The sequence below is a fragment of the Streptomyces scabichelini genome (genome assembly GCF_011045015.1).
Lineage (GTDB): Bacteria > Actinomycetota > Actinomycetes > Streptomycetales > Streptomycetaceae > Streptomyces > Streptomyces scabichelini.
The window spans coordinates 87,073-99,073 of the sequence record NZ_JAAKZY010000011.1 but is presented as its reverse complement, the minus strand read 5'-3'; the positions used below and the strand labels follow the sequence as shown (position 1 = coordinate 99,073).

Below are 12,001 nucleotides of genomic sequence, written 5' to 3'. Positions count from 1 at the left end.
CCTGCCGCCTCCCCCTCCGCCCCGGCCGCCCCGGTCGCCCCGCCGCCGAGCTCGGCCGACCCGGACGGCGCCGGCACCCTCCGCGAGGGCGCCAGCGGTCCGGAGGTGAGCGAGCTCCAGGAACGGCTGCTGAAGATCCCGAACGTGTACCAGGACGGCACGACCAGCGGCACATACGACGCCACGCTGACCGAGGCGGTGGCGCGGTTCCAGCTCTGGTACGGCATCCGGGGCGACGAAACGGGCGTGTACGGCAACGACACCCGCCGCGATCTGGAATCCCGCACGGCGTCCTAGCGCCGCACCTGTGGAAGCGCTCCCATATGGCCGAACCCGTTCGGTCCGAACCGTTGACCAGAAAGCGCTTACCCTCTACGGTCCGTTCAGAACAGTGACCCGGCGTCCTCCTATCTCATATCTGAGATAGAGGCCGCCCGAGTTCGTACCGCCCCGGAACTGCACGCTCAAGAGCCCTGCGCATCTCGCGTCGGGTGGATCTACCTGTGCACCGCGTTCAGTATGTCGAACGATAGTCACGTACATGACCCACCAGGTCTTCCTGAAGGGACGCACCCCGCATGCGTACTCGCCCCCCACGCACACGAGCACACAGACCCACACTGGCCGCGGCCGCCGCGGCCGCCCTCGCGACCGTCACTGTGCTCGTGCTCCCGCAGTCGGCCGGCGCCGCCGAGACCGCCCCCATCGGCTTCGGCGCCGGGACCACCGGCGGCGGCAACGCGACACCGGTCACCGTCTCGACCCTGGCCGCCTTCAAGACGGCCGTCACGGGCAACGCGGCGAAAGTGGTCCGGGTCAACGGCCTGATCTCGCTGAGCGGTCAGGTCGACATCGGCTCCAACACCACGGTGCTCGGCGCGGGTTCGTCGTCCGGATTCACCGGTGGCGGGCTGCGCATCAAGGAGGCGACCAACGTCGTCGTCCGGAACCTCAACATCAGCAAGCCGGTCGCGCCCGCCGACGGGATCACGGTGCAGGAGTCGACGAAGGTGTGGATCGACCACAACTCCTTCTCGGCGGACCGCAGCCACGACAAGGACTACTACGACGGTCTGCTCGACATCAACCACGGCTCGGACTCCGTGACGGTGTCCTGGAACACCTTCAAGGAGCACTTCAAGGGCTCGCTGGTCGGCCACAGCGACAACAACGCCAGTGAAGACACCGGGCACTTGAAGGTCACGTACCACCACAACCACTTCAGCAACATCTACTCGCGCATCCCCAGCCTGCGCTTCGGCACCGGCCACTTCTACGACAACTACGTCGAGGGCGCCGACACCGCCGTGCACTCCCGCATGGGCGCCCAGATGCTCGTCGAGAACAACGTCTTCCGTACGACGAAGATCGCGGTAACCACGAACCGCAGCAGCGACGTCGACGGATACGCCAACCTGCGCGGCAACGACCTCGGCGGAGCCGCCACCGAGGTCTCGCGGGTCGGCACCTTCACCAATCCGCCCTACAGCTACACCGCCGAGCCCGCCTCGTCCGTCGTCGCCTCGGTGACGTCCGGTGCGGGCGCCGGAAAGATCTGACGACCCCCCCAACTGGAAGAAGGCATCGGGACATGACTTCACCAGCAAAGCCCCGCGCCCGCAGGCGCGCACTGATCGGCGGGCTGGCCGCACTCGGCCTCTCGTCTGTCATGATCACGACAGTCGGCACATCCCCGGCGAGCGCCGCCACCTGGCCGACCCCCAACGGCAGCCAGGGGACCTCCTCCACCATCTCCGTGTCCGGCACCAAGGACTACGGCATGAAGCAGTTCTACGGCACCGGGGACCTGGCCGGTGACGGCCAGGAGGAGGGCCAGGACCCGATCTTCAAGCTCGCGGCAGGCGCGACGCTGAAGAACGTCATCATCGGCGCGCCCGGCGCCGACGGCATCCACTGCGAGGGCGACTGCACCCTGCAGAACGTGTGGTGGGCGGATGTCGGCGAGGACGCCGCGACCTTCCGTGGCGGCTCCACGTACAACGTGATCGGCGGTGGCGCCAAGAAGGCCGCCGACAAGGTCTTCCAGCACAACGGGCCCGGCACGGTGAACATCTCCAACTTCGCCGTACAGGAGTTCAAGACGCTCTACCGCTCCTGCGGCGACTGCTCCACGTCGTACACGCGCAAGGTGAACCTCAACAACATCGAGGTGACCGGAACGGGCTCCACCGCGCGGCTCGTCGGCATCAACGTCAACCGCAACGACGTGGCGACGCTGAAGGGGATCACGATCCTCAACGACTCCAGCCGCAAGGTCGTCCCCTGCCAGAAGTACAACAACAACACCGCCGTCGGAACGGGCCCCGACAGCACGAACTGCAAGTACAGCACCTCGGACATCACCTACAGGTAATCCCCCACGGTGCCCCCACGGTGACAGCGGCCGTACGAAGCGTCCCTGCACGGCGCTTCGTACGGCCGCCCCGGCGTGCGCAGGGCAGGAGATACGAACAGGAGATACGAACCCAAACGGTTCCGGAACGCCCCGCGCGTGCCAGAATTGCGCCGTGGATCGGGGGGTCCTTGAACGGGACCACGAACTGGACCGACTGGCCGCCGCCGCGCGGGACGCGGCGGACGGAGCCGGTTCGGTGGCGCTCGTCTTCGGAGAGGCCGGAATCGGCAAGTCGAGCCTGGTGAAGGCCATGCCGTGCGTACTGCCCGCCGACTCGCGCGTCCTGGTGGGGGAGTGCGACGACCTCGCGACCCGGCGGCCGCTGGGGCCCTTCCGCGACCTCGTCGGAAGTGTCGGCCCGGAGCTGGCGCGGCTGCTCACGCAGGGCGGCGACCGGCATCGGGTGTACGACGCCCTGCGGGCGGAGCTGACCGCGGCCCCGCACCCGGCCGTGCTCGTCGTCGAGGATGTGCACTGGGCCGACGAGGCCTCGCTCGACGCGCTGCGGTTCCTCGTGCACCGGGTGGAGCGGCTCCCGGCCGTCCTGGTGCTGACGTACCGGGACGACGAACTGGACCGCGCCCACCCTCTGCGGCACCTCCTCGGCCAGGTGTCCAGAGCCGAGCGGGTCCACCGTCTCCCGCTGTCCCGGCTCTCTCCTCAGGCCGTGCACCGACTGAGCGCGGCCAGCCGGCTGGATCCGGCGGAGGTGTACGCGGTGACGTCGGGCAACCCGTTCTTCGTCGCCGAGGTGGTGGCCGCCGGCGGCACCGGTGGCGTACCGCCGACCGTGGTCGACGCCGTGCTGGCCCGGCTGCGCGGCCTTGAGGACCGCACGCGGGACGCCCTGGAGCAGCTCGCCGTGGTGCCGTCCGCCGTCGAGCGCCCGCTGGTCGACGCGCTGCTCACGGACGGCGTGGCCGAACTGGCGGCGGCCGAGCGGCGCGGCCTGCTGACCGTGACCCCCGAACGGGCCGGTTTCCGCCACGAGTTGATCCGCCGCGCCATCGCCGACTCGCTGCCCGCCGCGCGACGGATCGAGCTCAACCGAGCCGTGCTCGCCGCGCTCGTCGCCGCCCCCGGCTCCGACCCGTCACGCGTCGTGCACCACGCGGCGGAGGCGGGCGACCAGGAGGCGATCGTGCGGTACGGGCCCGACGCGGCGCGCGACGCCGCCGACGCGGGCGCCCATCGCGAAGCCGCGGCCCATCTGCGGCTCGTACTGCGGCATCGCGACCGCTTCGGCGCGGCCGAACTGGCCGACCTGCTGGAGCGGTACGCCGTCGAGAGCTACACCATCGCGGACTCCACTGCCGCCGTCAGCGCGGAGCGGGACGCCGTCGCCCTGCGCCGCTCCCTCGGCGACACCCGGGCGCTCGGCGCGGACCTGCGCTGGCTGTCACGGATCCACTGGTGGGCCGGCGACGCCGACGAGGCACAACGTGCCGCACGGGAGGCCATCGCCGTACTCGAGGACGCGGGCGACGACCGGCTGCTCGCGCTCGCCCTCAGCAACACCTCGCAGCTCCACATGCTCTCCGACCGTCACACCGAGGCCATCGACATCGGCGAACGCGCCATCGCCCTGGCCCACCGCACCGACGACCCGGCGATCCTCGCGCACGCCCTCAACAACGTGGGCTCCGCACGCTGGCGGGCCGGTGACCCCCTCGGGCGCGCCCAGGTGGAGGAGAGCCTCAAGGTGGCGCTGGCGGCCGGCGAGGTCGACCACGCCTGCCGTTCCTACGCCAACCTCATCTGGACCCTCCTCGAAAACCTCGAGTACGCCGAGGCCGACCGCTTCCTGGCCCCGGCGATGGAGCTGGCGGACCGGGCGGAGCACCTCGGCTTCCTCAGCTATTTCCACGTCGAGATGGCCCTGCGCCGGTTCGCCGCCGCAGCGTGGGACGACGCGGAGAAGCACGCCGAGATCGGCGCCCACGAGTTCGTACCCGCCCGCTGCCCCGCGCTGACCGTGCTGGGGCGGGTGCGTATCCGCCGCGGCAGGAGCGGTGGCGACGAACTGCTGGACAAGGCCTGGGAGATCGCCGTACGCGCCCGTGAGCTGCAGCGCATCGGACCGGTCGCGGCGGCCATGGCCGAGTCCGCCTGGCTGCGCGGTGATCACCCCGCCGTGGTGGCGGCCGCCGGTGAGGCCTTCGAGCAGGCGCGCTACCTGGCCGCCGTGCCGCACCGGGCGGAACTCGGCTATTGGCTCGCCAAGGCCGGACATCCGGTCCCTGCCGACGGCTCGGACCATCCGTATGCCCTGCAGACCGCCGGCCGATGGCGTGAGGCGGCGCAGGCCTGGCAGGCGGCGGGCTGCCCGTACGAACACGCCGCGGCGCTCGCCGAGAGCCCGGACCCTGCGGACAAGCTCGCCGCGCTCGCCGGTCTGGATGCGCTGGATGCGGAACCGCTGGCCCGTCTGATCCGCGGCGAGCTGCGCCGGCTCGGCGTACGCCACATCCCACGCGGCCCGCTCGCCGCGACCCGCGACAATCCCGCCGGCCTCACCGAGCGCCAGCTCCAGGTCATGCGGCTGCTCGTGCAGGGGCTCACCAACCCCGAGATCGCCGACCGGCTCGTGCTGTCGGTCCGTACCGTCGACAACCATGTCTCCGCGGTACTGGACAAACTGGGCGCAAGCACCCGGCGCCAGGTCACCGACCGCGCCACGGAACTGGGCATGCTGCCCGGCGCCGAGACGTAGGTAGCCGCCGACGGTGAGCTAGGTGGCGGCCACGGATATCCGTGTCTGCGGAGGGCGGACTAGAACAGGCGCATCGGGCCCGTCGAAGGGCCCCGGACTCAACGGGGGATACGCATGTCCATGACGCCGGCACAAGCAGCCCGTCAGGAACTCGCCGGATTCGCGGGCCAGTTGATCGGTCCGGACGATTCCGGTTACGGCGAGGCCCGCGCCGTCTACAACGGGATGATCGACAGGCGGCCCGCCCTCGTGGCGCGCTGCGTCGATGCCAAGGACGTTTCACACGCCGTGGGCTTCGCCCGCGACCACGGCCTTCCGCTCGCGGTGCGCGGCGGCGGTCACCACGGAGCGGGCCTGGGGACCTGCGACGACGGTGTGGTCGTCGATCTGTCCCCGCTCAAGGACATCGAGGTCGACCCGCGGGCCCGCACCGTCCGCGTCGGCGGAGGCTGCGTCTGGGGCGAAGTGGACCGCGCCACCCACGAGCACGGTCTGGCCACCCCGAGCGGCATCATCTCCACGACCGGTGTCGGCGGTCTCACCCTGGGCGGCGGCCTCGGCCATCTCAGCCGCAAGTGCGGGCTGACCATCGACAATCTCCTGGAGGCCGAACTCGTCCTGGCCGACGGCGCGCACGTACGCGCGAGCGCGGACGAGAACACCGACCTGTACTGGGCGATCCGCGGGGGCGGCGGGAACTTCGGCGTCGTCACCTCGTTCCTGTTCCGCCTGCACGAGGTGAGCACGGTCGTCGCGGGACCCACCTTCTGGCCCGTCGAACTCGGCGCCGAAGTCCTCACCGCCTACCGCGACTTCATCCCGCACGCCCCGCGCGACCTCAACGGCTTCTTCCTGTTCGGCTCCGTGCCGCCGGCCCCGCCGTTCCCCGAGGAGCTTCACCTGCGGAAGATCGCCGGTGTGGTGTGGTGCTACGCGGGAGACGACACGGACGCGGCGGCACGGGCCATGGCACCGCTGCTCGACGCACTGCCCACACCGTTGCTGCACGGCCCCGCGCCGATGCCGCACCCGGCGATCCAGTCCGCGTTCGACGGCCTCTACCCGCCCGGCGACCAGTGGTACTGGCGCGCGGACTTCGTCAACGACATCCCCGGCGACGCGGTCGGCCAACACGCCAAGTTCGGTGCCGAACTGCCGACCTGGAAGTCGACGATGCACCTGTACCCGATCGACGGCGCCGTCCACGACCACGCGCCGACGGACACCGCCTGGAGCTACCGCGACGCACGCTGGGCGTCCGTCTACGCGGGCGTGGATTCCGACCCGGCCAATGCCGAGAGCATCAAGAGGTGGACCGTCGACTACTTCGACGCCCTGCACCCCTACTCGGCAGGCGGGGCCTACGTGAACATGATGATGGACGAGGGCCAGGAGCGGGTGCGGGCCAGCTACCGCGACAACTACGCCCGCCTGGCCCGCGTCAAGGCCGACCGCGACCCGCAGAACCTGTTCCGGCTCAACCAGAACGTCGAGCCGGCGCCACGCACCTGACCAACGACCGGGGTCCCTGACAGACGACCGGTGTCCTTGATCAACGACCGGTCACGGCTTGCGGGCCACGCCACCGTAGACGTCCGTGGGCTCGGGCGACGTCCCGGGCTCCGGGCGCCACAGGGGGCAGGACACGATGCCGGGCTCCAGCAGTTCGAGACCCTCGTAGTACGCGGCGATCTGCTGGGGGCTCCGCAGCACGTACGGGATGGCGCCCGTGTCGTCGTAGCCCTCCTGGGCCTCCTTGAGGGCGGCGTCGGTGTCGGTGCTGTCGTAGTGCACGAAATAGCTGCCCGACGGCAGGGCTGCCTGGAGGCGGCGGACGATCGACTTGGCCTCCTCATAGTTCTGGATGTGGCCAAGGATTCCCATGAGCATCAGCGCGACGGGCTTGGTGAAGTCCAGGATCTCGCCCGCCTGCGCGATGATCTTCTCGGGCTCGTGCAGGTCCGCGTCGATGTAGTTGGTGACGCCCTCGGTGGTGCTGGTCAGCAGGGCCTGGGCGTGCCGGAGCACCAGCGGGTCGTTGTCCACGTAGACGATGCGGGACTCGGGTGCCACGCGCTGGGCGACCTGGTGGGTGTTGTCGTACGAGGGCAGGCCCGTGCCGATGTCCAGGAACTGGCGGATGCCGAGTTCGCCGGCCACGAAGGTCACCGTGCGGATCAGATAGTCACGGGAGGCACGGGCCATCGTCTCGATGTTCGGCGCGGTCTCGCGGTAGGCGTCACCCGCCACCCGGTCGACCTCGTAGTTGTCCTTCCCGCCCATCCAGTAGTTCCAGATGCGGGCCGAGTGCGGCACCGTTGTGTCGATCTTGGACAGAGCCTCTTCGGGGGTGGGCCGGCCGTCTGCCATGAGATTCTCCTGCCGTGCGTCACGCGGTGTGGTGTGTGGTTAACCTACCGTCAACTGCCCTTCGCATTGCCCCAGTTGAAAAGGGAGAGGGGGCGGGCGCACGGCTGGGAGGGCTGAGGCCGCCCGCGTCCACAGTGACCACGGGGACGTGCTGGGCGAGGGTGCGGAAGGCCCGCTCGTACGCGCTGACCGCCTGGGCCTTCTCCGTGTCCGCGGCGGCCCGCTGCTCGTGAGGGGCCGTCAGGTGTACGAGGGCGCCGTCGCGTTCGGCGACGGCTTCGGCGAAGTCGAGGGCCTGGATCCAGGTCACCCGGGAGTGTCCCCGGCGCAACGGCCCGTAGACGAGTTCGTGGATGATGCTGCCGTCGACGGCCAGCCGGCCGGGCGCGGCGAGGAGTTCACGGTACGGCTGAGTCGGGTCCACGTGGTGCAGATGTCCGCGCGCGCGTCTGATGAGGAATCCGTGGCGGGCCAGTTCGGCGAGCAGACCGCTCCTGCCGATGCCGTCACAGCCTTCGACGACCAGCGTTCGGCACTGGGCGACGGCCTGATGGAGCGTGTGCATACCACTCCCTCCGGACGACCGACTTCCTCAGTGTGGCCGGGCAACCCGCACGAGGGGAGTCCGCGTGCGGGTTTTCCGGTTGTGCGGGCGTAGTGGTGTGCGGTCCGAAACGGACTCGCGATGCCGGTCCGAGGCGACCGATGCGGGTTCCGGGACGACTGAAGCGGGGCCGGGGCGACCGATCCGGAGCTTCAGGCGACCAGAAAGTCGGCCTTGCCGGACTTCGCGCCCTCCAGGAACGACAGCATCTCGTCCCGGGTGTAGATCAGCGCGGGCCCGTCCGGGTCCGTGGACTGGCGGACGGCGACGCTGCCGTCGGGCAGCCGCTTGGCCTCGACGCAACTCCCGCCGTTCGTACCGCTCCAGGGCTTGTGCCAGCCCTCCGTTCCCAGATCGCCGGCCGGCATGCCGCTGTAGATGGGGTCCGTGGAATCCATGTCTCACAACTCCTTGCGCAGTTCACCCAGGATGGACCTGGTCCGGGCGACCGGTTCCGCCTGCACGGACATCCGGTCCAGTACTTCGAGATACGAGACGACGTCGGCCGGCTGATCGACATAGACCGCGCCGGCGAGGCTCTCGGTGTAGACGACGTCGGGCAGTTCGGAGAAGCCGAAACGGAAGTAGTGGAAGGGGCCGTACGCGCCGGGATGCGCGCCCGTGTCGAGGCGGATGATCTGGATCCGGACTTTCGGCAGGTCCAGCGCCTCGTTCAGCCGGTCGATCTGAGCCCGCATCACCTCGGGTCCGCCCACCGGGCGGCGCAGCACCGTCTCTTCCAGAACGGCCCAGATGGCGGGTGCCTCCGGTTTGGCGAGCAGGTCCTGGCGCTTGAGGCGCAGTGTGACGCGGCGTTCGATGTCCTCCTTCGACTCGTTGGGGAACCCCACCCGCATCAGTGCGGTGGCGTAGTCGTGCGTCTGCAACAGGCCCGGGACGTAATGGGGTTCGTAGAGCCGGATGACGCTGGCTTCGCTCTCCAGGCTCACGTAGGCGCTGAACCACTCCGGCAGCACGTCGCGGTACTTGTACCACCAGCCGGGCTGGTTGGCCTCCCTGGCCAGGGCGAGGAAGTCGTCGACCTCCGCCGCCGGAACTCCGTAGGTGTGCAGCAACTCCTTCACGTACGGGATGCGAAGACCGACCTCGGCCTTCTCGATCCGCCGGACCGTCAGAGGGGTCACCTCCAGGGCCCGTGCCGCGTCCTCGAACGACACCCCGGCCTGTTCCCGCAGATGCCGAAGCCGCTTGCCGAGAACCATCCGAAGGACGGTCGGGGCGCTGCCGCCAGAGCGGTTGTCGCTCACGTCCACCCTCCCGGAACGGCCGTCACAGCCAGCAGTGTGCCACGTCGATGCTGACAGAGACAGAGCGATGCGGATAGTTCTGAAATTATCAGAACGCGTGTTGCGGGCTGAGTCTGTAGCCCGTCATAGTGATCGGGTGACCTGTCGCACAGTCAGCGGCGACGGCGTTCAACCGAGCTACACCGCACCGGAGTTGATCGCTACGGCAGGTACGGGGACGCCGCGCACCGCGATGCGAGACCTGGATGGCCACCGTGACCGACGGACAACCAAGAAGTCCGGCCAAGGGCTCCGCCGGGGCCAACAAGGCACTGGCGGCCGCCCTCAAGGACGCCGGCTGCTCGTACGCCTCACTCGCTCACCGGGTGAATGAACTGGGCCGCCGTCAGGGCATGGACTCCAACTACGACAAGGCGTCGGTCACCCGCTGGCTGCACGGCCAGCAACCGCGGGGCACCGCACCGGAGTTGATCGCCGCCGTCCTGTCCGAGCGGCTGGGCCGCGCCGTCTCTCCCACGGATCTCGGCTTCCTGCCCGAGCAGCAGCGCCCGGTGGTGGGCCGGGCGCTCGTCTACCGCGAAGACCTGGCAGAGACGTTGCACACCCTGGCCGAACTGGGCTCCACGGACATCTCCCGGCGCAGCCTCCTCGGCGCGGTCCCCTTCGTCGCCGACGCCCTGACGAACCCTCAGCGCGAGTGGCTGCTGTGGCTGGTGGAGACCCAGAGTGCCGCTCGGCTGGCGTCGGTGGCCGACAGCGGCCCCGTCGAGCAGGTCCACGCGATGATCGGCATGTTCGACGAGATGGACAACCACTACGGCGGCGGCGGGGTCCGCACCAGCATCGTGCACTACCTGTCCACCGAGGTCGTCCCGATGCTCCAGCGGCGCGGCACGCCCCCGCACCAGCAGCGCTTGCTGTACGCGGCCGCGGCCCGCCTCGCCGCGATGGCCGGCTGGAGCTCGTACGACGCGGGGGAGTACGGCCTCGCGCAGCGCTACATGACGCAGGCGCTGAGACTGTGCGCCGAGGGCCGCGACCGGGTCCTGGGCGGTCAGATCCTGGCCGGCCTCTCCCACCTGGCCACCAACCTCGGGCGCCCGGACGAAGGGGTCGCCCTGGCCCGTGCGGGCATCGCCACCGCCAAGGAAGCGGGCAGCCCGCTCGGCCTGATGCGCCTGTACGCCATGGCGGCGCGCGGACACGCGGCACAGGGCCGCTCGGGCGAGACCTCCGAGGCCCTGCGCCTGGCGGAGCGGCAGCTGGACGCGAGCCGCGGAGCCGCGCAGGAGTCCGTGTGGGTCCGCTTCCTCGACCACCACTACCTGCAGGCCGAGTCCGCGCTGTGCTTCCGCGACCTCGGTCTTGCCGCGCAGGCCGAGCGCACGGCGGGTGAGTCCGTGAGCGCCAACGCCGACCGGCGCAGGCGCCAGGCCATCAGCCGCTCCGTACTGGCGACCGCCCACCTCCAGCAGAACCGGCTGGACGAGGCCATCGGCACGGCCACGGAGGCGCTCGACACCCTCAGTTCCGTGCACAGCGAGCGGTCGATCCAGGCCCTGCGCGACTTCCGCCGACGCCTTGAGCCCCGTTGCCACGAACCCCTTGTGCAGGAGTTCGAGCGCAGGTCACGCCCCGTGCTGGGGGCGGCGGCATGACCGGGACCGGTGCCGGCTCAGTAGCCGTCGGGGGACGGGGCGTTCTGCGCGCGGTCGACGGGCAGATGGGCCCCGGAGATACCGCTCGACCAGTCGGACAGCAGGAACGCCACCACGCGGGCCACCTCCTGAGGCGCGACGGGCCGGCCGCCCGGCAGTTCGGCTGCCAGGAACGCGGCGAAGGCCTCGGGGTCCTCCCTGCGCATACGGTCCCAGCGGCGGCCGGGGATGAGCATCGAGCCGGGGGAGACGGCGTTCACCCGGATTCCGTCCGGTCCGAGTTCGCGGGCCAGCGAGGCGGCCAGATGGATCTGCGCGGACTTGGCCGCGCCGTACTGCGCGTTCGGTCCCGGCTTCCAGCCCGAGATCGACGAGATGACCACGACCGAGCCGCCGCCGGCCGCCCGCAGATACGGGACCGCGGCCCGTACCAGCCGCGCCGTGTGGCCGACATTGACTTCCCAGGTCGCGGCCCAGTCGTCGGCGCCCGCCTGTTCGAAGCCGCGGCCGTGCGAACCGCCCGCACAGGCCACCACCCCGTCCAGGCCGCCGAAGTGTTTCGCCGCGGCCCGGGCGAAGCTCTCCAGTCGCTCCGGCTCGGTGACATCGAGCGCCCGCGTGAACAACCGGTCGGTCCCCGCGGCGTCCAGCGACTCCGCGAGTGCCTTGAGATCCCGTGCGGTGCGTGCACAGGTCGCCACATGGGCTCCCTCGGCCGCCAGCAGCCGCACGATCTGCTCGCCGAGTCCCCGGGTGCCACCGGTGACCAGTACGCGCTTGCCGCTCACGCCGGACCATCCGGTGACGCCGTGCCGGTGCTTCACCGCCTGGCTTTCACTCACGTTCGTCACCTGATCGAACATACATGCCCCACCACTACGCCCCCGCAACCGGACAACCCCCGCACCCCCTGGCTGATGGACCGTTCCGCACTGTTGGCTGCACGTGCAGCCGCCGAGACCGCCCTCACCC

Annotated in this window: 11 protein-coding genes; 6 read left to right on the top strand and 5 right to left on the bottom strand. The window is 70.3% G+C overall.

Annotation, left to right across the window (positions count from 1 at the left end):
* The 5 genes from G5C60_RS50955 to G5C60_RS05940 form a co-directional block, all read left to right on the top strand.
* On the top strand, positions 1-297 hold a 297-nt coding region (locus G5C60_RS50955), incomplete at its 5' end, for a peptidoglycan-binding protein (RefSeq protein ID WP_206439130.1).
* Positions 298-578: 281 nt separating this feature from the next.
* Entirely contained in the window at positions 579-1,559 is a 981-nt protein-coding gene (locus G5C60_RS05955) for a pectate lyase family protein (protein ID WP_165255244.1), read from the top strand.
* 32 nt (positions 1,560-1,591) lie between these two features.
* The gene (locus G5C60_RS05950; protein ID WP_165255242.1) at positions 1,592-2,374 is read left to right on the top strand and encodes a pectate lyase; all 783 of its coding nucleotides are present in this window, start codon (positions 1,592-1,594) and stop codon (positions 2,372-2,374) included.
* 154 nt (positions 2,375-2,528) lie between these two features.
* Positions 2,529-5,129 (top strand): AAA family ATPase, encoded by a 2,601-nt coding sequence (locus tag G5C60_RS53550; RefSeq protein ID WP_165255239.1) that lies wholly within the window; start codon positions 2,529-2,531, stop codon positions 5,127-5,129.
* Between the two features lie 114 nt (positions 5,130-5,243).
* Positions 5,244-6,641, top strand: coding sequence for an FAD-binding oxidoreductase (locus G5C60_RS05940; protein WP_165255237.1), 1,398 nt, complete (start codon positions 5,244-5,246; stop codon positions 6,639-6,641).
* Positions 6,642-6,692: 51 nt separating this feature from the next.
* Here G5C60_RS05940 and G5C60_RS05935 read toward each other — a convergent pair whose 3' ends face one another.
* From G5C60_RS05935 to G5C60_RS05920, 4 genes are all read right to left on the bottom strand, one after another.
* The gene (locus tag G5C60_RS05935; protein WP_165255235.1) at positions 6,693-7,499 is read right to left on the bottom strand and encodes an SAM-dependent methyltransferase; all 807 of its coding nucleotides are present in this window, start codon (positions 7,497-7,499) and stop codon (positions 6,693-6,695) included.
* A 19-nt stretch (positions 7,500-7,518) separates the two neighbouring features.
* A complete protein-coding gene (locus G5C60_RS05930) occupies positions 7,519-8,064 on the bottom strand; it encodes a hypothetical protein (RefSeq protein WP_241266534.1) in 546 nt (181 codons plus the stop codon).
* A gap of 191 nt (positions 8,065-8,255) precedes the next feature.
* Positions 8,256-8,501: a DUF397 domain-containing protein gene (locus tag G5C60_RS05925; RefSeq protein ID WP_165255233.1), complete on the bottom strand. Its 246-nt coding sequence runs from the start codon at positions 8,499-8,501 to the stop codon at positions 8,256-8,258.
* A 3-nt stretch (positions 8,502-8,504) separates the two neighbouring features.
* The gene (locus tag G5C60_RS05920) at positions 8,505-9,326 is read right to left on the bottom strand and encodes a helix-turn-helix domain-containing protein (protein WP_165255281.1); all 822 of its coding nucleotides are present in this window, start codon (positions 9,324-9,326) and stop codon (positions 8,505-8,507) included.
* Positions 9,327-9,616: 290 nt separating this feature from the next.
* Here G5C60_RS05920 and G5C60_RS05915 point away from each other — a divergent pair, with 290 nt between their 5' ends.
* Positions 9,617-11,029: an NsdA family TPR-like regulatory protein gene (locus tag G5C60_RS05915; protein ID WP_165255231.1), complete on the top strand. Its 1,413-nt coding sequence runs from the start codon at positions 9,617-9,619 to the stop codon at positions 11,027-11,029.
* A 17-nt stretch (positions 11,030-11,046) separates the two neighbouring features.
* Here G5C60_RS05915 and G5C60_RS05910 read toward each other — a convergent pair whose 3' ends face one another.
* On the bottom strand, positions 11,047-11,871 hold the full coding sequence (locus G5C60_RS05910) for an SDR family NAD(P)-dependent oxidoreductase (protein WP_338145710.1): 825 nt from the start codon (positions 11,869-11,871) through the stop codon (positions 11,047-11,049).
* Positions 11,872-12,001 lie beyond the last annotated feature (130 nt).

Bases quoted from the DNA above. Each gene is read 5' to 3' on its own strand.
- G5C60_RS05955 (WP_165255244.1), top strand. From the start codon at position 579: ATGCGTACTCGCCCCCCACGCACACGAGCACACAGACCCACACTGGCC.
- G5C60_RS05950 (WP_165255242.1), top strand. From the start codon at position 1,592: ATGACTTCACCAGCAAAGCCCCGCGCCCGCAGGCGCGCACTGATCGGC.
- G5C60_RS05940 (WP_165255237.1), top strand. From the start codon at position 5,244: ATGTCCATGACGCCGGCACAAGCAGCCCGTCAGGAACTCGCCGGATTC.
- G5C60_RS05935 (WP_165255235.1), bottom strand. From the start codon at position 7,499: ATGGCAGACGGCCGGCCCACCCCCGAAGAGGCTCTGTCCAAGATCGAC.
- G5C60_RS05930 (WP_241266534.1), bottom strand. From the start codon at position 8,064: ATGCACACGCTCCATCAGGCCGTCGCCCAGTGCCGAACGCTGGTCGTC.
- G5C60_RS05925 (WP_165255233.1), bottom strand. From the start codon at position 8,501: ATGGATTCCACGGACCCCATCTACAGCGGCATGCCGGCCGGCGATCTG.
- G5C60_RS05920 (WP_165255281.1), bottom strand. From the start codon at position 9,326: ATGGTTCTCGGCAAGCGGCTTCGGCATCTGCGGGAACAGGCCGGGGTG.
- G5C60_RS05915 (WP_165255231.1), top strand. From the start codon at position 9,617: ATGGCCACCGTGACCGACGGACAACCAAGAAGTCCGGCCAAGGGCTCC.